Genomic DNA, 20,201 nt, shown 5'->3' on the forward strand with positions numbered 1-20,201 from the left:
CTGTATTATGTGGCATATCTGTGAAGAGATATCTTGGTAGAAAATTTCGGATAACAAGATGCTATTCCATTTTAATTTCCCATAGCACGGGAAAATTCTAAAAAGGAGGAAAATTTTTCCGAAAGAAAAGAGAACTTGAATCGCAAAGAAGGGGAATACCAGTTTAGACTCTCATATAATAGAAATTCCTACTGTAGCGCCATATAGATGTCTTGATGTGAACACAATTTCTATATGCATAACACCCCCATGCTAAGAAATTTTAGCATCAAGAAACATGTGCTCAACCTCAATCAAAGCATAAATGCACTCTATTTTACATCTATTTTGCTAAGAGTATTTCTGCCTCTGTCGATTTTGAACATTTTTCGCAAAAACACTAATCCATCACAAAATAATTCAGAATCTCAAACATTTGCATGACATTATTAAAACTAAAATGTGTCTTTTTTATGTTTCAAATATATCCATTAGTTAGGGGAGCTTATTATGAAAACATCATATCCTATTTTAAAAGAAAATGATTTGAAAGAGAATTTTCTTCTTCATTCAGCTAAAACAATTTCATTAGGTACGGCACTAATTACACTTTTATCGAGTATCTTTCCTGTTTATGCTGCAAATCTCGCTATAACAGGTGCGAATAAAATTAGTACAAATCTTCCTGGTGTTGCATATTTATACGGGAGTCATGGAAGTGTGGTTTTGTCTGGTGATGATGATTATTGTGGTGCAGATAAAGTTTATGGTCGTGGTAAGTTATCTGAAAAAACAGAAGCGGACAATGTAACAGGGGCTATAACTGCAAAGGAACAATATGAGAGATTTCTTAATGAGAAACTGTATGATGATGGAAAATATAATCCGTATGGCACTATGACGAGCCAATCCATCTGGACCGGCGATGGTCGTGCCAGCAAAGGTGGCGGGTATATGGGAGCAAGTACTGGTGGTTTTACAAATGTTTTACCTGAAGCTTATGGTCTCTATTCTTTTGTAACTGGTTGTGGTGCTTCTGCAATAGGCAACTATTCAACAGCATTTGGAGCAGGTGCAACCACAAGAGCTGGAGGAGCACAAGCTTTTGGTGTTTCTGCACTTGCAGCTGGGAAGGCAAGTGTTGCAATAGGTATTGGATCGGAAGCAGCAGGTGTAGATTCGATCGCTTTGGGTAGTCTTGCATCAGCAGGTAGTAAAGGAAGTCTTGCTATTGGCCATGCTTCAGAAGCAGCGGGTGAATTTTCAATTGTTTTAGGTAGTGAAGCATCAGCAACTGGTGATCATAGTCTTGCCTTAGGTTCTAATTCAAAAGCATCAGAAAATAATGCAGTTTCCTTAGGTCATCACGCGTTAGTAAAAGGTATAAATGGTCTTGCTTTGGGTTATAATTCAGAAGCAGTAGGTAGTTCATCTGTTGCTCTAGGAGCTTATGCAGCAGCAGCTGGTTCAGATAGTATTGCATTGGGTTCCATTGCAAAATCAGCGGGTGAAGCTTCAGTCGCTTTAGGCTACCTTGCATCAGCAGTTGGTACCAATAGTCTTGCATTTGGTCGTGTTTCCAAAGCAGAAGTGGAGAATAGTGTTGCTATTGGTTCCTATTCAGCAGTTAATAAAGGTGATATAGAGCCTAATCAAGTTGGGTATGATCCCTTGACGAATGGTGCGATAAAGGACATCACTACTCCTACATGGAAAAGTACATTAGGTGCAGTTAGTGTTGGTGACAATCAGAATGGAAAGACACGTCAGATTAAATCGGTTGCAGCTGGTAGCGATGACACCGATGCAGTGAATGTAGCACAGCTAAAAAAGTTAAGAGAGTATGCGACAAGTGGCTGGAAGGTTACTATTAATGGAGACACTACGAGTCCTGTAGTTTTTGATAAAGACAGTAGTTTGAATTTTTCAGTTTCCAATAAAAACCTTAATATTACTAAGGGTGATGGCAATGCAAACGTAGCTTTTGGTTTGTCTGATGATATTACACTTAAGAGTGTAAAAACAGGAGGAAATAGCTTAACAGAGTCTGGTTTAGATGTTGGGAATGTTCACATAACTTCTACTGGCATCAATTCTGGTGATAAGAAGATAACGGAAGTCTTGAATGGAGATGTTTATGGCTCTTCAAAAGATGCGATTAATGGTTCACAGCTTTACTCGATGAGCAACACACTTGCATCGTATTTTGGAGGTGGAGCCAAATATGATGATGGGAAATGGACAGCTCCAACTTTTAAAGTTAGCACTATTTCTGCCGATGGTACTCATAAAGAAGAGAGCTACAACAATGTTGCTTCTGCGTTTAGCGGGGTTGGAAGTTCTTTCACAAATCTTGACAAGAAAATTTCTGATAAAATTAACAAGCTTTCCGATGATATCAAGAATGTCACCGGAAATGGTATGATTGATCATGATACATCAACAAATGTTATTTCTGTTGGTGGAAATGAGGGTGGACATACCGTTGACGTTACAAATAATAAGGATGAATCGCGTGTTGTTTCTGGTGTAAAGGATGGAGCAGTTTCATCTGGTTCCACGGATGCGATTAATGGTTCACAGCTTTACTCGATGGGCAGTACGCTTGCGTCATATTTTGGAGGTGGAGCCAAATATGATGATGGGAAATGGACAGCTCCAACTTTTAAAGTTAGCACTATTTCTGCCGATGGTACTCATAAAGAAGAGAGCTACAACAATGTTGCTTCTGCGTTTAGCGGGGTTGGAAGTTCTTTCACAAATCTTGACAAGAAAATTTCTGATAAAATTAACAAGCTTTCCGATGATATCAAGAATGTCACTGGAAATGGTATGATTGATCATGATACATCAACAAATGTTATTTCTGTTGGTGGAAATGAGGGTGGACATACCGTTGACGTTACAAATAATAAGGATGAATCGCGTGTTGTTTCTGGTGTAAAGGATGGAGCAGTTTCATCTGGTTCCACGGATGCGATTAATGGTTCACAGCTTTACTCGATGGGCAGTACGCTTGCGTCATATTTTGGAGGTGGAGCCAAATATGATGATGGGAAATGGACAGCTCCAACTTTTAAAGTTAGCACTATTTCTGCCGATGGTACTCATAAAGAAGAGAGCTACAACAATGTTGCTTCTGCGTTTAGCGGGGTTGGAAGTTCTTTCACAAATCTTGACAAGAAAATTTCTGATAAAATTAACAAGCTTTCCGATGATATCAAGAATGTCACTGGAAATGGTATGATTGATCATGATACATCAACAAATGTTATTTCTGTTGGTGGAAATGAGGGTGGACATACCGTTGACGTTACAAATAATAAGGATGAATCGCGTGTTGTTTCTGGTGTAAAGGATGGAGCAGTTTCATCTGGTTCCACGGATGCAATTAATGGTTCACAGCTTTACTCGATGGGCAGTACGCTTGCGTCATATTTTGGAGGTGGAGCCAAATATGATGATGGGAAATGGACAGCTCCAACTTTTAAAGTTAGCACTATTTCTGCTGATGGTACTCATAAAGAAGAGAGCTACAACAATGTTGCTTCTGCGTTTAGCGGGGTTGGAAGTTCTTTCACAAATCTTGACAAGAAAATTTCTGATAAAATTAATAAGCTTTCCGATGATATCAAGAATGTCACTGGAAATGGTATGATTGATCATGATACATCAACAAATGTTATTTCTGTTGGTGGAAATGAGGGTGGACATACCGTTGACGTTACAAATAATAAGGATGAATCACGCGTTGTTTCTGGTGTAAAGGATGGAGCAGTTTCATCTGGTTCCACGGATGCGATTAATGGTTCACAGCTTTACTCGATGAGCAACACACTTGCATCGTATTTTGGAGGTGGAGCCAAATATGATGATGGGAAATGGACAGCTCCAACTTTTAAATTTGAAATTGTTGGTGCCGATGGTACTCATAAAGAAGAGAGCTATCAGAATGTTTTTGCTGCGTTTAATGGTTTTAGCGAAAGCATGTTAAGTCTGAGCGATCGTGTTCAAGTTATTGAAAAAGGAATTGATCCCAATATCTTAGAAAATGCACAGGAACTTATAAATGGAGGACATAAGATTGAAGAAATTGAAAATAAGGTAGATGTTCTCTCTAATACAGTTACTGACATTGGTCATAAGCTTTCTGGTATTGAAACTCAAGTTAACGTTGTTACCGATGGAGTTATTGCTTACGATAGAGGAGAAGATGGAGGAAAAAGCAATACAATCACTTTAGCAGGTGGTAATGAAAGCGAACCTGTATTGATTGACAATCTTGCTGATGGTCGTGTTGAAGAGGGATCGAAAGAGGCTGTTAATGGTGGTCAGTTATATAGCTATACTAAAGAACAGATTGATGTTGTTTTTAAGGATGCGCAGAAATATACTGATGAGAGCATTAACAATGCTGTTAACGGTGCCAAAATTTACACAGATATGCAGTTTGAATCGTTAAAATATGGGATTGATGATGTTCGAAAAGAGGCAAAACAAGCTGCGGCTATTGGTTTGGCAGTATCCAATTTACGTTATTATGATGTTCCAGGGTCTTTAAGCTTTTCATTTGGTAGCGGCTTATGGAGTGGTCAGTCAGCTTTTGCTATTGGTGCTGGCTATACATCTGAAGATGGTAATGTTCTTTCTAATCTATCTATTACTACTTCTGGAGGTAATTGGGGCATAGGAGGGGGAATTACCTTGAGAATGAAGTGACAAAGAAAAAATCTAGAATGAAAATTAATACAATCGGAAAAAATGGAAATATTTTGCTCAATATTTTTTTCTCCCTTGTCTTATTAGGCGAGGGTGAGAGTTTTGCTGCTGAAAAAAGCAGTATTTATACGGTGCATCCACCTAAATTATCTGTACCTAGCGGAGATCCCGGTGAAACACGTCGGGTTATTATGCAGTTTTATAATTGGACTTTGATCTGTGATGAAAAACAATCTCTCAGGCAAGGCGTATGTAATGTAACACAAACGGTTCATGATCATGAGGATAATACTATTTTTAGTTGGTCTCTTGTTTCTACAAAAAGCGGTCAAGCGGTAATGCTTTTTCGAGCATTACCAGAAGCTGATACAAGTGTTCCTATTAGAATTTTTATCGATGGTATTAAAAAGCCTATTCTCATTCCTTATACACAGTGCAACAAAACCGTTTGTTTAGCACAATCGCCTGTAGGACCAATTTTTAGCAAACAAATAGAACAAAACAAAAATGTACGCATTTCTTATAAAATTAAAGGAGGAAAAACATTTTCTTTTACTGTGCCGTTTAAAGGTCTCAGTGCCGCACTTTATTCTTTACAGCGATAAAACTATAAAATTTTTCACAATAGGAATATTATTATTTCGTAGATTAGTGCATTTTATTTTCAAATTTTGCTAAGGGATTTATGGGTATATGTTTTTATGTTTAACACAGGGATTGTTTAGTCAAATTTGGAGCACATTTTACAAGTACGAGATATCACGAGTTACTTAATACATAATCGGAGATCAAAGAGTGCCTACCTGTTTACTGTAAAAAAGATTTTTTAAAAATCTTAATAGTGCTTTTTAAGAAAATTATCTATGATAAAAAATAACAATATTTTTTGATATTGGCAGTTTGGTGCGACATTGTTACACCTAATGTTTGGCGATTAGCGGAATGGTCTTTGTTCTGGATTGTTATAGATGAGTTACGCTCTATTTCTTTTGACGTAAAGAAGCAATTATGAAAAAGATATTTGAAATATAAATCAGTGCTAAGCTGTTTGGAATCATCTCGTGAGTTTTGCGGTTAGGTAGTGGTAGGTGCAAAATAAGAAATCAGAACATATCTTTTTCTTCATCATTTTCTAAATCTAAGCCTTCACCTCTTTATGCAGCACTTGATTTGGGAACAAATAATTGTCGTCTTCTGATTGCGTCTCCTAGTAATTTAGGATGTTTTCGGGTCATTGACGCTTTTTCACGCGTTGTACGATTAGGGGAAGGTTTAGTAAATAGCGGTTTTCTTAATACACAAGCTATGGATCGAGCGATTGAAGCATTAAAAATTTGTAGTTCAAAATTGAAAAAAAGGCATATAAAGCGTTCTTGCTTAATTGCGACGGAGGCTTGCCGTTCAGCTAAAAATGGTAAGCATTTTATTCAACGTGTTTGGGATGAGATTGGCCTTAAATTAAAAATTGTTGACAGAGAAACAGAGGTACGTTTTGCTGTTTTGGGATGTAGCACACTAATTGATCCGGATTCTGATGCGTTTGTATTATTTGATATTGGAGGCGGATCGTCAGAAATTGCACTTCTTGATGTTTCTCAAAAGCGCTCTTTGTGTTTAGATGAACAAATTACAGCTTGGACCTCTCTTCCTGTTGGTGTTGTTACTCTTGCTGAGCGCTTCGGAAGAAACGATATCAGCTTAGATAATTTTGAAAAGATGAAAAGCTATGTACGTAATTTATTAAACAATTTTTCGGATCGTTATAAACTAGGTGATTTGGCTAAAAGTCCGAAATTTCATCTTTTGGGAACTTCTGGAACGGTTACAACTTTAGCGGGAATGTATCTTAACTTAAAGCATTACGATCGAAATCAAGTTGATGGCATCTGGATGAATAATTCAGATATTACTCTTATGATAAAACGTTTGTTGTTATGGGATACAAAAAAACAAGAAATTAGTCTTCGTATTGGTCGAAAAAGGGCAGGTTTAGTTTTAGCTGGTTGCGCAATTTTAGATATCATTCGAGAAGTTTGGCCAAGCAAGCGACTAAGAGTTGCAGATCGTGGGTTGAGAGATGGAATTTTGATAGAGCTTATGTTACGTGATGGTGCTTGGTGTCGCTATAAAAGGGAAAGAGAATCCAAATATTAATAAGCTGCTAATAGCAGTTTACTGTAGTATGAAGATAATGTGAATAATTATGAAAAAAATAACGAGAACAACGACTGGTGGATATGGTGGATCAGGGTCGCATGAATTATATCAGCGCGTAAAGAAAAAAGCTCGGCGTATCAAAGCATCTTCACGGCGATGGTTAGAAAGACATCTAAATGATCCCTATGTTCATCAATCAAAAGTGGATGGTTACCGCTCGCGTGCTGCTTATAAGCTGATTGAAATTAATGAACGCTATAAGTTTTTAAAAAAAGGTCAAAAAGTTATCGATTTGGGAGCTGCTCCTGGTGGATGGTGTCAAGTGGCTGCTTGCATGGTAGGATCAAGCGATAAAAACCCTAAAGTTGTTGGTATCGATTACCTGCACGTTGATCCATTGTCTGGAGTTATGATGTTGGAAATGGATTTTTTGCATGTAGATGCGCGACAGAAATTAATTGATGCTTTAGGAGAAAAGCCGGATGTAATTCTTTCTGATATGGCTGCGCCGACAACTGGTCATCGTCATACAGATCATTTAAGAACAATTTACTTATGTGAGGCTGCTGCCGATTTTGCTCTTTCTGTTCTTAAGCCTAAGGGACATTTTTTAGCGAAAGCTTTTCAGGGAGGAGCAGAAAATAATCTTCTTATTGCATTAAAGCAGAATTTTAGAACAGTACGTCACGTTAAACCGCCTGCAAGTCGTACAGAATCAGCAGAGTTATATCTTCTAGCTCTCGAATTTAAGGGAAGAGCAGCGGTACAGTGATATTTCTTTGTTTTTATTGGTAATTTGGTAATATTGTGTGTGTTTTTGTAGATGATAAAAATTGTCAAAATTAATGTATGACCTGTAGAGGTTGAAGGGTTTGATTCCTTAGTGAGTGTTTTATGAAATTTCTTGATCAGGCTAAAATTTATATTCGTTCTGGTAACGGAGGGGCTGGTGCAGTATCATTTCGTCGTGAAAAATTTATAGAATTTGGGGGGCCTGATGGGGGCAATGGGGGACGTGGTGGTGATGTTTGGGCTTTTGTTGTTGATGGTCTCAACACATTGATTGATTATCGTTATCAGCAGCATTTTAGAGCAAAGACGGGAGGTCATGGAAAAGGGCGTAATATGACTGGTGAAAAGGGTGATGATATCATTCTCAAAGTGCCCGTTGGAACGCAAATTTTTGAAGAAGATAATGTAACACTAATTTGTGATTTAACTGAGATTGGACAACGTTACCGTCTTGCAAAAGGGGGAAATGGTGGTTTTGGGAATTTGCATTTTACGACATCCACGAATCGTGCGCCTCGTCATGCGAATCCAGGGTTAGCTGGAGAGGAACGTACACTGTGGTTACGTTTAAAATTGATTGCTGATGGAGGACTTATTGGTTTGCCAAATGCTGGGAAGTCAACTTTTTTAGCATCAGTAACAGCTGCAAAACCAAAAATTGCATCTTATCCTTTTACCACTCTACATCCTTATCTTGGTGTTGTACGTATTGATTCTCGCGAGTTTGTTTTAGCTGATATTCCAGGTTTAATTGAGGGAGCACACGAAGGTATTGGTATTGGGGATCGCTTTTTAGGGCACGTGGAACGTTGTCGTGTTTTGTTCCATTTGGTTTCTGCTCAAGAAGAAGATGTTGCACAAGCGTACCAGATAGTCCGGAACGAACTCAAGGCATACGGACATAATCTGAGTGACAAAGTTGAAATTGTAGCCTTAAGTCAGATAGACACTCTCTCCGTTGAGGAGCGTGAAGCTAAACAAAAAAGTTTGCAAAAGGTTACAGGAAAATCTGTTATGATGTTTTCTGCCGTTAGTCATGAAGGTTTAGAGAATGTGCTGCGAGCTGGTGCGCATATCATCGAAATGGCACGTAAGGAAGATATCCATAAGGGATGGTAGGGTGATTGATTGATATGGCTACTGGACTACAGAAACTCGCACACTACAAACGCATTGTGGTTAAAGTTGGATCAGCTCTTTTGGTTGATTCCAAAACAGGATTAAGAACTGAATGGCTCAATAGTTTAGTAAGTGATATTGCGTGGTTGCATCAAAAAGGTGTTGAGGTTTTATTAGTATCTTCAGGTGCTGTTGCGTTAGGAAGAACATTGCTAAGCCTTCCTAGGGGGACTTTGAAGTTAGAAGAGAGTCAGGCGTGTGCTGCTTTAGGACAAATTGAGTTGGCTAAAACGTATGGGGATGCGCTTGCTAGATATGGATTAAAAACTGCTCAGATTTTGCTTACTTTGTTTGATACGGAGGAACGGCGACGTTATCTCAATGCACGAGCTACGATTAACGTTCTTTTGCGTTTTGGAGTAGTACCCGTTATCAATGAAAATGATACTGTTGCAACAAGTGAAATTCGCTACGGTGATAATGACCGTTTGGCAGCACGTGTAGCAACAATGATGGGATCTGATCTTTTGGTACTTTTATCAGATATCGATGGTCTTTATACAAAATCTCCTAATCGTGATCCAACAGCTGAATTTATTCCTTTTGTTGCATCAATTACAGGAGATATTGAAAAAATGGCCGATGATTCTTCTTCAGATTTTTCACGAGGAGGCATGAAGACCAAACTTGATGCGGGAAAAATAGCAAATTCTGCTGGAACAGCTATGGTTATTGCATCGGGTAAGCGTATAAATCCTCTTTTGGCAATTGACAGGGGAGAACGTAGCAGTTTTTTTGCAGCTAGCGAAAAACCTGTAAATGCTTGGAAGACTTGGATTTCTGGTCATTTAGGTCCATCAGGTATCTTAATTATTGATCGGGGGGCAGTGAAAGCCCTTGAATCTGGAAAATCATTGTTATCTGCTGGAGTTATTGCGATTAAGGGAAGATTTAATCGTGGAGATACAGTTGCAATTGTTGATGAAAATGGGATTGAAATTGCGCGTGGACTTGTGAATTATAGCAAAGATGAAATCGTTCGTATTATGGGACGTAAAAGCGAAGAAATTGAATTTATCCTCGGATATGCAGCGCGCTCTTCTGTAGTGCATCGTAATGATATGGTTTTACGCTGCTTGAGCGATTTTATTTAGAAAAATTATCTTGTATTTTCTTATTTTTCTCTTGTGATGGATGATTGTATGACTTTAGAAAAACAAATGAAAGACATGGGAAACATGGCGCGTAACGCTGCTTCAGTGCTTGCATCTGTTTCTACTGAACAAAAGAATCAAGCATTAGAAATGATAGCTTTGAGTTTAGAATCTCAATTTGATGAGATTTTATATGCCAATCGTAAGGATTTAGAGAATGCTATTCAGAATAATTTAAGAGCAGCGATGATTGATCGTCTCAAATTAGATAAATTACGATTGCGTGCAATAATAGATAATGTCCGCAAAATTGCTTGTTTACCTGATCCTGTTGGAAAAGTCATAAGTGAATGGATGCGTCCAAATGGGTTGCACATAAGCCGTGTGTGCACACCTCTTGGTGTAATTGGAGTTATTTATGAGAGCCGACCAAATGTTACAATTGATGCAGGAGTTTTATGCTTAAAAGCTGGAAATGCAGCAATTTTGCGTAGCGGTTCAGATAGTTTTTATTCTGCACGGGCTTTGCACTCAGCATTAGTAAAAGGATTAAGTAAGGCTGCTTTTCCTGAATATGCTATTCAGCTCGTTAAAACAACAGACCGGGATGCCGTTGGAGAGATGCTCAGGGGGCTGGGTGGAGCAATTGATGTTATTATACCTCGTGGAGGGAAGAACCTTGTTGCACGTGTTCAGTCTGATGCACGTGTTCCAACTTTTGCGCATTTGGAGGGGCTCTGCCATATTTATATTGATCGGTCAGCAGATTTAAATATGGCACGTGATATTGTTGTTAATGCAAAGTTGCGGCGACCAAGCGTATGTGGAGCTGTTGAGACGGTTTTAATTGATCGCAAAGCACTAAAAAAATTTCTTCCTGTTTTGACTGCTTTACAGAAAAATGGGTGTGAAATTCGTGCAACAGAAGATATCATTTTTCTTGTACCACATGCTAAATTAGCATCTGAAGAAGATTGGTCACATGAGTATCTTGATGCAATTCTTTCTGTAAAAACTGTCGATGGTATTGAGGGAGCCATTGAGCATATTAAACGTTATTCATCAGGACATACTGAATCAATTATTGCTGAGGATATGGAGATGGCGAAGATATTTTTTGATCGTTTAGATTCAGCTATTTTGCTTCATAATGCATCTACGCAATTTGCTGATGGAGGTGAATTTGGTTTTGGAGCAGAAATTGGTATTGCAACGGGAAGAATGCACGCACGAGGTCCCATAGGTGTGGAGCAGCTGACATCATTTCAGTACCATGTAAAGGGAAGTGGGCAGGTTAGGCCTTGAAAAATCTATTTTCTCAATGGAAAAGCCGTATGCCATATGTAGAAAGATCCAATGTTGTTGGTCTTTTTGGTGGATCCTTTAATCCACCACATGTGGGACATCTTCTTGTTGCGAAAATTGCAATTAAGCGTTTGAATCTTGATCAATTATGGTGGATGGTAACTCCGAAGAATCCTTTAAAGGAATGCACTCAATTACGATCTCTGGATGAGAGGATACGGTTAAGTGTTGCGCTCGTTGATCACCCAAAAATTCGCGTGACGGGTTTTGAGCAGGTTATAGGCAGCAAGGTATCAATAGATACAGTTTCTCATGTTCTTACTTATTATAGTAAAGTGCATTTCGTGCTGATTATAGGTGCGGACAGTTTTGCAATGATTCATTATTGGCATCGGTGGCGCGACCTTGTGTCGATGATTCCTATTGCAGTGATTGATCGTCCTTTGGTGCGTACGCCCGCACTTTCTTCTCGTATGGCACAAATTTATCATCGTTTTCGTTTAGATGAAAGAGAAAGCATACAATTGCCTTTTATGAAGCCCCCAGCTTGGGTGTATTTGCACGGACCTTTGTCTTTTCAGTCTTCAACGAATCTTCGTTTAAGGGAGAATGATTTTTCTTGAATATTTTATCAGATTTTGCAAACTCTTTTTCGAAGAGGTGATTATTCTTCCTGTATTTTAAGTGATAAGAGAGGAGATTATTCTGGAAAACATTTTACAAAAATATACTGGCAGTTTTGCATTTTCTAATGAAAAGAAAGGTTTTTCTGTGGATGATGGCCTAAAACTTATTCTCGATAGTTTAGAAAATGCAAAAGCAGAAGATATCGTTTCTATTAACATTCATGGGAAATCGTCTTTGGCTGATTATGTTGTCATAGCTTCAGCGCATTCACAGCGTCATGTGTCCGCTGTTGCTGATTATTTACTACGCACTTGGAAAGACAGAGGGTATGGTCGTGCAAATGTAGAAGGACTCACTGGTAGTGATTGGGTATTGATCGATACAGGAGACATTATTGTTCATCTTTTTCGTACTGAAATTCGCCTCTTTTATGATTTAGAAACGGCACTGTTAGTTCCGGATTTAGATAATACAAAATCGGTTCTCTTCGGGGATCGTTGATATGCGTATTTCTATTTTTGCTATTGGTCGTATGAAGACAGGGGTTGAGCACAAATTGATTCACCATTATTTGGATCGTTTTATTAGAAACTCTGGAACTGTAGGATTACATTTTAAAATATTACAGGAAATATCGGAGAGTCGTGCTCAGACAGCATGTCAGCGTATGGAAGAAGAGGGGAGGAAGCTTATTGACTTTTTGCCAGAAAAATATCGATTAATTGTATTGGATGAGCGTGGTCAATCGATTTCATCATTTGCTTTTGCCAAAAAATTGGGGTGTTATCGTGATGAGGGTGTTCGTGATTTAGTGATGGCCTTAGGGGGGCCGGATGGGCATAATGAACAGATAAGGAAACGAGCTGATTTTCTTTTGTCTTTTGGTTGTATGACGTGGCCACATCAAATTGCACGTATATTGCTGACAGAGCAGCTTTATCGGGCTGTAACGATTTTGTGCAATCATCCTTATCATCGCGCTTAGTATTTTTGTATAATTTTATCTTTGTTTCTGCATTTATTAATATTGTTTTAGGTGACACCGTTTAAAGCATCTCTGATTTGTGTAATGAGGCTTAATGGTTGAGCAAATGAACGAGCAAATGAAGAATTTTCTTCATAGAAGTATTGGGTATTCATATAAGAGTTACATGATATCCGTTGCGTTGGTTCTAAGTATATTATTTGTCTTGTCTCCATCACGTGCTGAAGATGCTATTAGTAGCACAGCAGTACATAGGGCATTAGAAGAAATTCGTCAGAATATATCTATCTCGCGTGAACGTATTACTTTTCTTACTAATCAAGTTGAACTCTTAAAAAAAGATCAACAAGCTTTGATTGATGCGTTAATAAAGGGTGCTCAAATAGAGCGAATTATAGCAAACGATGTTGCTAAAAGGGAAGAAAAATTGAAAAAAATGGTGGAGAAGCAGGAACAAATGCGCCGCAATTTAAATAGCTGTAAAGCTGAATTTGCAGAAGTTCTTGCCATTTTAGAGCGAATGGGACTGAATCCACCTCCTGCTCTTATGGCACGGCCTGAAGATGTATTATCGTCTATGCGCAGTTCTGTTTTGTTGGGAGCCGTTATTCCAGAAATGCAGGAAAAAATAAAAGCTTTGGCAGTCAGTTTAAAAGAGTTAACTAATATTAGTAACTCAATTACCACGGAATATGCGTCTCTAAAGGTTAAAATACGAAATCAAGCAGAACAGAGAAAACATTTGGAGCTTTTATTAAAAGAAAAATCTAAGCTGCAAAAAATATCAGAAAAAGAATTGATGGAGCAGCGACAAAAAAGCATTTCTCTTATTAAAAAAGTTAAGTCTTTGGAAGAATTGGTTTTAGAGCTTGATCGTCAGTCACAGATTAATTCTAATGTGTCTATGCGAGTACGAAAAAATCTACAATTATTGGAACAGCGTAATTTTGAAAATCAAAAAGGTTCTTTGCTTTTTCCCGTTTCAGGAAAGAGAGTGGGACGTGTTAGTAATAGTTCACAGGTTATAAGGTTTGGTGAAGTGATTGAAACAGAACCAGAGGCTGTTGTTATAGCTCCTGCTAATGCTCTTGTTGCTTTTGCTGGACCTTTTCGTTCTTACGGACAATTGATTATTCTCAATGTCGGGAGTGGTTATCATATTGTTTTGATTGGTATGTCTAAAATTAACGTTATTCAAGGGCAATTTGTCCTCTCAGGTGAGCCTCTTGGTACGATGGGAACACAATTTATTGCAAACAGTGTTACATTGGATATAGGCAAAAGTGCTCCAATGCTTTACATTGAGTTCAGAAAACAGGGGAAGCCTGTAAATCCGATCCCTTGGTGGAGGACTGAAAAATCGAGAAGGAACCAAAATGATTCGTAAAGTTATTTTTTTGGTAGCTGGGGTCTTGCTCGGCGCCATTTCAATGATTGAAGTGCAATCTGTTTCTGCGAATAATGAAGGTGATACTTATAAGCAGTTAGCAATTTTTGGTGACATCTTCGAGAGGGTTCGCGCTCAGTATGTGACAGTTCCAGATGATAAAAAGCTCATTGAAAATGCAATCAATGGTATGCTGACATCGCTTGATCCGCATTCATCTTATTTGAATACCGAAGAAGCGAAGGATATGCGTGATTCTACTAAAGGAGAGTTTGGAGGTCTTGGTATTGAGGTAACCATGGAGAAGGGTTTGATTAAAGTTGTTTCTCCAATGGATGATACGCCCGCTTCAAAAGCTGGGATTTTGGCTGGAGATCTTATCTCAAAAATTGATGGTGTACAAACGAATGGTCAAACATTGAACGAAGCTGTCAATAAAATGCGTGGGGCAGCTGGAACGCCAATCACGTTGACGATTATTCGCTCTGGTGTTGATAAGCCGCTTGAGATTAAGGTTGTCCGCGATATTATTAAGGTAAAAGCAGTAAAATATCGCATTGAGGGTGATATTGGATATTTAAGAATTATTCAATTTTCTGAGCAAACTTTTGGTAATCTGCAGGCCGCAATTAAAGACATTCAATCTAGAATTCCTCAAGATAAGCTGAAGGGGTATGTTCTTGATTTGCGGCTTAATCCAGGAGGGCTTTTAGATCAGGCTGTTAGTGTTTCGAGCGCTTTTCTTAATCGAGGTGAGATTGTATCAACTCGTGGGCGTAAAAAAAATGATGTGATGAGGTTTGATGCTAAGCCAGGGGATCTCATAAAGGGAAAGCCTATGATAGTGCTTATCAACGGTGGTTCAGCAAGCGCTTCTGAGATTGTTGCAGGTGCGTTACAAGATCACCGTCGTGCTACAATTTTAGGAACACAATCCTTTGGTAAAGGATCTGTTCAAACGGTTATTCCTTTAGGAGAAAATGGCGCTTTACGTTTAACAACAGCGCTTTATTATACGCCGTCTGGTACTTCAATTCAGGGAACTGGTATTACACCAGATATTATTGTTGAACAGCCATTGCCTGAAAAGTACAAGGGCTATGACGTGAAACTTGGTGAATCTGAGTTAAAGGGGCATATTAAAGGAAAGAGAGAAAGCAATAAGGGATCTGGTTCAGCTGCTTTTGTTCCACAAGATCCTAAAGACGATATTCAGTTAAATGAAGCTTATAAACTTTTACGGGGTGAAATGGCAAATGCAGCATTTCCACCTGATCCAAATAAGGATATTTTGAGGTAGGAAAGGATCTACGATTTTTGGTGATGATTTAATGAATGCAATTATAGACGTTAAAGATCTTCCTTATCGAAAAGGTGTTGGGATTTTGGTTTTTAATAACGACGGTAGAGTGTGGATTGGACGTCGTTTGATAGCTTTTGTGCATGGAAGTGCTGAAATATCTGGTGGTTGGCAACTTCCTCAAGGAGGAATTGATGAAAATGAAGATCCGTTAGATGCAGCGCGTCGTGAACTTTATGAAGAAACTGGTATGCGGTCTATAAAGTTGATTAAGGAGGCACAGGATTGGTTCCATTATGATTTTCCACAAGAACTTGTTGGATGTACATTAAATAATAAATATCGTGGGCAAATGCAAAAATGGTTTGCTTTTCAGTTTACAGGAAAGATTTCTGAAATTGCCATTAATCCGCCTCCAGATGGCAATAAAGCAGAGTTCGATCAATGGAAATGGGTTGATATAGAAATTTTGCCTTCAATTGTTGTTTCATTTAAAAGACATGTTTACACAAAAGTCGTCAGCGAATTTCGAGGTATCCCGAAGCATTTATGAATGTGTATAATGATAGGACACTGTTTTTTCGTTCGGATGCTTTATATTATATATAACTGTTAAAATAAAAATGATTCTATTTTATGTAAAGAACTGGAATGTAAGATGAAAAAGTTATTCAATTTATTTACAATTTTTATTCTCTTGAGTATTTCTTCTACAGTATTTGCGTCAGATCAAAAGTCACCTGCACCGAAGCCTGTAGCGGCGACGCTTCCAAATGGTGCTTCTTCCTTAACTGAGACTTATGGTTTGTGGAGTATTAACTGTGGTATACAGGATGGGAAAAAAATTTGTTTCATGCATCGTCAAGAAGTCAATGACCAAAATCGTGTCATTTTGGCTATGAATGTTGTTCTCAATTCTGATGGTGTTGTATCTGGTAATTTAACAGTTCCTTTTGGTATGTTAGTTTCTAAGCCTGTTCGTTTACAAATTGATGATGGAAAAGCTGTTATTGAAACTGGTATTCGAACTTGTGTCCCAGCAGGATGTATTGTCCCAATAGTTTTTGATAAAAATTTTGTGGCAGCTTTACGTGCAGGAAAGAATTTAAAACTAGCCATGACGATTGCTGCTCCAGGAGAACCAGTTCTGAAAGATTTGTTTGTTCAGTTGAACGGTTTCAGTAATGCGCTTAATCGTTTGGCTACTTTACATAAATAGTGTTATTCGAAATAAAGAAGAGACGGCCTTTAGAGGCCGTTTTGGTTTTAAGGTTTAGTTATGTCTATGGATTATACAGTGTGCACATGGCGTGAGGTAGTTAAAATTTCTTATAATTTCAATATCTTAGTAATTTTTCTATTTTATTAAATTTTATTTTTGATGATCATATAGAAATTGAGATCCTTGGGTGCTTGTATTTTTTACTTTGAAAAGTAATATGAATATATGGAGGAAAAAAGCCATCACTTGATAAAGAAGCTTATTCAAATAAGTGTTTTGCGTATGTTCCTCTATTCTGTTAACTGAAAAAGAGATAAGAGATGGTTTATGCATTGCTTCAAGTAATTGATCTAGTTTTTAGTATTTATACTTACGTATTGATCACAAGCGTGGTTTTTTCTTGGCTCTATGCATTTAATATTATAAACGCACGTAATCGCTTTGTTATTTTGATAGGGGGGATTCTATATCGTGTTACGGAGCCAATTTTAGGTCGAATACGACGAATTTTACCAAATCTTGGAGAAATTGATATTTCACCTATCATAGTATTTATGATTATTTATTTTATTCGTGTGCTTATGTGGCGATTTTATGCGGGCATGTACTTTTAGAAATATCTTATTAGGAAAAGAATGATGTTTCACCAAGTTGATGAGGATAGCTTGGTTCTGTATGTGTATTTGGTTCCAAAGTCTTCAGTTGATAGGATAATTGGAGTAGAATCTAGGGGCGATGGAAAACAGCATTTGGTTATACGTCTCCGTGCTGTTCCTGAGGATGGAAAGGCAAACAAAGCACTAATTAAATTTCTGGCAAAGCAATGGAGGATTCCATCTTCTTGCATTTCTCTTAAGAGTGGTATGACATCACGTCATAAACAGATTTTTTTTTCAAAACATTTAAAAGAAATAAAAAAAATATTACAATCTTTTTAGATTTATTTTATTGTAAACAACAAACAAAATACGAAAGCCTATCTAAAATAGGCTTTTTTATTAGGATCATTATATTTTTTTGTTATTCTCGATTGCTCTCTTGATCAACTCACGTGCAAAATTCTTATCACGCCAACCTTCAACTTTAACCCATTTTGCAGGTTCAAGATCTTTATAATGTTTGAAAAAATGCTCAATTTGCTTTAACGTAATTTCAGGGATATCCACGTAATTGTGAATGTTTATGTATCGTTGCGTTAATTTTGGATTAGGTATTGCAATAATTTTTTCATCCTTACCGCCATCATCTTCCATGATCAAAGCACCGATTGGGAGAACATTAATAACACAGCCAGGAATGAGTGGACGAGTATTGCAAATAAGGACATCGATAGGATCGCCATCATCTGAAAGAGTATGTGGGACAAAGCCATAATTCCCAGGATAAACCATTGATGTATGGAGAAAACGATCAACGAACAACGCTCCAGATTTCTTGTCCATTTCATATTTTATCGGCTGACCACCAATAGAGACTTCAATAATAACATTAATATCTTCAGGTGGGTTTTTGCCAACGGGTATTTCTTTAATATTCATTTAAATATCCTTTCTGGAATATAATTAAAAGAATGATAATAAAACATTTTATCAAGAAAGTTATGATATCATATTAAAAATGAGAGCGTGTTTTTTCAAAACGTTTACGTTCATTTGGATCCAGATAAAGTTTTCGCAGACGAATATTCTTAGGGGTTACTTCAACAAGTTCATCATCTTGTATCCATGATAGAGCGCGTTCTAACGTCATCTTGATAGGAGGAGTTAATTTCACAGCTTCATCTTTTCCCGATGCGCGCATATTAGTCAATTTTTTCCCTTTTAAAACATTTACTTCTAAGTCGTTATCACGTGAGTGTATTCCAACAATCATACCTTGATAAACTTTAACACCTGCATCAATCACCATAGGCCCACGATCCTCAAGATTAAAAAGAGCATAGGCAACAGATTCACCATTATCATTCGAGATCATAACACCATTTGTACGACCGCTAATATCTCCTTTATAAGGTTCATATGAATGAAAAAGGCGATTCATAATTGCAGTACCACGTGTATCAGTTAAAAGTTCAGATTGGTAGCCAATAAGTCCTCGAGTTGGTGTGTAAAAAACAAGGCGTACACGGTTACCTCCGGAAGGACGAAGTTCAACCATTTCTCCTTTACGCTCAGACATTTTTTGAACAATGATTCCGGAATATTCTTCATCTACATCGATCATAACTTCTTCGATTGGTTCAAGAACTGTTCCATTTTCATCTTTTTGCATAACAACACGTGGACGTGAAACACTAAGCTCAAATCCTTCACGGCGCATATTCTCAATGAGAATTGCGAGTTGTAATTCTCCTCGTCCTGAAACGTGGAAAGAATCTTTATCAGCTGATTCTTCAATTCTAAGAGCTACATTTCCTTCTGCTTCTTTTAATAAACGATCACGGATAACACGACTTGTTACTTTGTCTCCTTCAGTTCCAGCTAAAGGACTATCGTTAACAAGAAAACTCATGGTGACGGTAGGGGGATCAATTGGTTGTGCGATAAGTGCTTCATTGACCGAAAGATCACAGAAAGTATCCGCGACGGTACCTTTTTGCAGTCCTGCAATTGCCACAATATCACCAGCAATACTTTCTTCAATAGGTTGCCGTTCTAGCCCACGAAATGCCAGAATCTTCGAAATACGTCCAGTCTCCAAAACTTTTCCATTTTGCCCTAGAACTTTGACATTTTGATTTGGTTTAATAGAGCCTGAATGAATACGGCCTGTAATAATTCTTCCCAAAAATGGGTCTGCTTCAAGAATTGTTCCGATCATTTTGAATGCACCTTCACCTACTGTAGGAGAGGGTACGTGACGAATTATCAAATTAAATAAAGGGGATAATCCTTGATCCTTTGGTCCTTCTGGAGTTTCAGCCATCCACCCGTCACGGCCTGATCCATAAAGAATGGGAAAATCAAGCTGCTCATCTGTTGCATCAAGAACAGCAAAAAGATCAAAAACTTCATTGATAACTTCATTAGCACGTGCATCAGGCCGGTCAATCTTATTGATGGCAACAATTGGGCGCAATCCTATTTTCAATGCTTTACTGACGACAAACTTTGTTTGTGGCATTGGACCTTCAGCTGCATCAACAAGTACAATTGCTCCATCTACCATATTTAAAATACGTTCAACTTCTCCACCAAAATCAGCATGGCCAGGTGTATCAACAATATTAATTCTGATGTTTTTCCAAACAACGGATGTTACTTTTGCTAAAATTGTAATTCCACGTTCTTTCTCAATATCGTTTGAGTCCATCATGCGCTCACTTGTGCGTTGATTATCGCGGAAATTACCTGATTGTTTGAGAAGTTCGTCTACGAGTGTCGTCTTCCCATGATCGACGTGGGCAATGATGGCAATGTTACGCAATTGCATAAATTTTCTTCTTTTCGTTTAAT

At 37.9% G+C, this 20,201-nt stretch carries 18 protein-coding genes; 16 read left to right on the forward strand and 2 right to left on the reverse strand.

What is annotated here, in order from left to right:
* Positions 1–489: 489 nt before the first annotated feature.
* The 16 genes from V4P54_RS00585 (at position 490) to V4P54_RS00660 (ending at position 17,684) form a co-directional block, all read left to right on the forward strand.
* A complete protein-coding gene (locus V4P54_RS00585) occupies positions 490–4,698 on the forward strand; it encodes a YadA-like family protein (RefSeq protein ID WP_455477230.1) in 4,209 nt (1,402 codons plus the stop codon).
* A gap of 17 nt (positions 4,699–4,715) precedes the next feature.
* Complete coding sequence (locus tag V4P54_RS00590) at positions 4,716–5,303, forward strand: invasion associated locus B family protein (RefSeq protein ID WP_455477231.1); 588 nt, start codon at positions 4,716–4,718, stop codon at positions 5,301–5,303.
* A 490-nt stretch (positions 5,304–5,793) separates the two neighbouring features.
* A complete protein-coding gene (locus tag V4P54_RS00595; protein ID WP_455477638.1) occupies positions 5,794–6,852 on the forward strand; it encodes a Ppx/GppA phosphatase family protein in 1,059 nt (352 codons plus the stop codon).
* 49 nt (positions 6,853–6,901) lie between these two features.
* Positions 6,902–7,627 (forward strand): RlmE family RNA methyltransferase, encoded by a 726-nt coding sequence (locus V4P54_RS00600; RefSeq protein WP_455477232.1) that lies wholly within the window; start codon positions 6,902–6,904, stop codon positions 7,625–7,627.
* Positions 7,628–7,749: 122 nt separating this feature from the next.
* Entirely contained in the window at positions 7,750–8,766 is a 1,017-nt protein-coding gene (gene obgE, locus V4P54_RS00605) for a GTPase ObgE (protein ID WP_455477233.1), read from the forward strand.
* Positions 8,767–8,780: 14 nt separating this feature from the next.
* Positions 8,781–9,920 (forward strand): glutamate 5-kinase, encoded by a 1,140-nt coding sequence (gene proB, locus V4P54_RS00610; protein WP_455477234.1) that lies wholly within the window; start codon positions 8,781–8,783, stop codon positions 9,918–9,920.
* 48 nt (positions 9,921–9,968) lie between these two features.
* Positions 9,969–11,225: a glutamate-5-semialdehyde dehydrogenase gene (locus V4P54_RS00615; RefSeq protein WP_455477235.1), complete on the forward strand. Its 1,257-nt coding sequence runs from the start codon at positions 9,969–9,971 to the stop codon at positions 11,223–11,225.
* Positions 11,226–11,254: 29 nt separating this feature from the next.
* A complete protein-coding gene (locus V4P54_RS00620) occupies positions 11,255–11,848 on the forward strand; it encodes a nicotinate-nucleotide adenylyltransferase (RefSeq protein ID WP_455477236.1) in 594 nt (197 codons plus the stop codon).
* 61 nt (positions 11,849–11,909) lie between these two features.
* A complete protein-coding gene (gene rsfS, locus V4P54_RS00625) occupies positions 11,910–12,353 on the forward strand; it encodes a ribosome silencing factor (protein WP_455477237.1) in 444 nt (147 codons plus the stop codon).
* Between the two features lies 1 nt (position 12,354).
* Positions 12,355–12,837, forward strand: a complete 483-nt coding sequence (rlmH, locus tag V4P54_RS00630; RefSeq protein WP_455477238.1) for a 23S rRNA (pseudouridine(1915)-N(3))-methyltransferase RlmH — start codon at positions 12,355–12,357, stop codon at positions 12,835–12,837.
* A gap of 106 nt (positions 12,838–12,943) precedes the next feature.
* Positions 12,944–14,224: a murein hydrolase activator EnvC family protein gene (locus V4P54_RS00635; protein ID WP_455477239.1), complete on the forward strand. Its 1,281-nt coding sequence runs from the start codon at positions 12,944–12,946 to the stop codon at positions 14,222–14,224.
* Positions 14,214–15,524 carry a S41 family peptidase gene (locus V4P54_RS00640; RefSeq protein WP_455477240.1) on the forward strand — a complete coding sequence of 437 codons (1,311 nt, stop codon included), beginning with the start codon at positions 14,214–14,216 and terminating at the stop codon, positions 15,522–15,524. Before V4P54_RS00635 ends, V4P54_RS00640 begins: the two co-directional genes overlap by 11 nt.
* 31 nt (positions 15,525–15,555) lie before the next feature.
* Positions 15,556–16,077: an RNA pyrophosphohydrolase gene (locus V4P54_RS00645; RefSeq protein WP_455477241.1), complete on the forward strand. Its 522-nt coding sequence runs from the start codon at positions 15,556–15,558 to the stop codon at positions 16,075–16,077.
* A gap of 105 nt (positions 16,078–16,182) precedes the next feature.
* Positions 16,183–16,743: an invasion associated locus B family protein gene (locus V4P54_RS00650; protein WP_455477242.1), complete on the forward strand. Its 561-nt coding sequence runs from the start codon at positions 16,183–16,185 to the stop codon at positions 16,741–16,743.
* A 323-nt stretch (positions 16,744–17,066) separates the two neighbouring features.
* A complete protein-coding gene (locus V4P54_RS00655) occupies positions 17,067–17,360 on the forward strand; it encodes a YggT family protein (RefSeq protein WP_455477243.1) in 294 nt (97 codons plus the stop codon).
* Positions 17,361–17,384: 24 nt separating this feature from the next.
* Entirely contained in the window at positions 17,385–17,684 is a 300-nt protein-coding gene (locus V4P54_RS00660) for a DUF167 domain-containing protein (RefSeq protein ID WP_455477639.1), read from the forward strand.
* 69 nt (positions 17,685–17,753) lie between these two features.
* On the opposite strand, the gene ppa is transcribed toward V4P54_RS00660, so the two are convergent.
* Together ppa and typA are read right to left on the reverse strand one after the other, a co-directional pair.
* Positions 17,754–18,284: an inorganic diphosphatase gene (gene ppa / locus V4P54_RS00665; RefSeq protein ID WP_455477244.1), complete on the reverse strand. Its 531-nt coding sequence runs from the start codon at positions 18,282–18,284 to the stop codon at positions 17,754–17,756.
* 73 nt (positions 18,285–18,357) lie between these two features.
* Complete coding sequence (gene typA / locus V4P54_RS00670; protein WP_455477245.1) at positions 18,358–20,178, reverse strand: translational GTPase TypA; 1,821 nt, start codon at positions 20,176–20,178, stop codon at positions 18,358–18,360.
* Between the last annotated feature and the right edge of the window lie 23 nt (positions 20,179–20,201).

This window comes from Bartonella sp. B41, assembly GCF_053795765.1.

Bases quoted from the DNA above. Each gene is read 5' to 3' on its own strand.
- V4P54_RS00585 (WP_455477230.1), top strand. From the start codon at position 490: ATGAAAACATCATATCCTATTTTAAAAGAAAATGATTTGAAAGAGAAT.
- V4P54_RS00590 (WP_455477231.1), top strand. From the start codon at position 4,716: ATGAAAATTAATACAATCGGAAAAAATGGAAATATTTTGCTCAATATT.
- V4P54_RS00600 (WP_455477232.1), top strand. From the start codon at position 6,902: ATGAAAAAAATAACGAGAACAACGACTGGTGGATATGGTGGATCAGGG.
- obgE (WP_455477233.1), top strand. From the start codon at position 7,750: ATGAAATTTCTTGATCAGGCTAAAATTTATATTCGTTCTGGTAACGGA.
- proB (WP_455477234.1), top strand. From the start codon at position 8,781: ATGGCTACTGGACTACAGAAACTCGCACACTACAAACGCATTGTGGTT.
- V4P54_RS00615 (WP_455477235.1), top strand. From the start codon at position 9,969: ATGACTTTAGAAAAACAAATGAAAGACATGGGAAACATGGCGCGTAAC.
- V4P54_RS00620 (WP_455477236.1), top strand. From the start codon at position 11,255: ATGCCATATGTAGAAAGATCCAATGTTGTTGGTCTTTTTGGTGGATCC.
- rlmH (WP_455477238.1), top strand. From the start codon at position 12,355: ATGCGTATTTCTATTTTTGCTATTGGTCGTATGAAGACAGGGGTTGAG.
- V4P54_RS00635 (WP_455477239.1), top strand. From the start codon at position 12,944: ATGAACGAGCAAATGAAGAATTTTCTTCATAGAAGTATTGGGTATTCA.
- V4P54_RS00640 (WP_455477240.1), top strand. From the start codon at position 14,214: ATGATTCGTAAAGTTATTTTTTTGGTAGCTGGGGTCTTGCTCGGCGCC.
- V4P54_RS00645 (WP_455477241.1), top strand. From the start codon at position 15,556: ATGAATGCAATTATAGACGTTAAAGATCTTCCTTATCGAAAAGGTGTT.
- V4P54_RS00650 (WP_455477242.1), top strand. From the start codon at position 16,183: ATGAAAAAGTTATTCAATTTATTTACAATTTTTATTCTCTTGAGTATT.
- V4P54_RS00655 (WP_455477243.1), top strand. From the start codon at position 17,067: ATGGTTTATGCATTGCTTCAAGTAATTGATCTAGTTTTTAGTATTTAT.
- V4P54_RS00660 (WP_455477639.1), top strand. From the start codon at position 17,385: ATGTTTCACCAAGTTGATGAGGATAGCTTGGTTCTGTATGTGTATTTG.
- ppa (WP_455477244.1), bottom strand. From the start codon at position 18,284: ATGAATATTAAAGAAATACCCGTTGGCAAAAACCCACCTGAAGATATT.
- typA (WP_455477245.1), bottom strand. From the start codon at position 20,178: ATGCAATTGCGTAACATTGCCATCATTGCCCACGTCGATCATGGGAAG.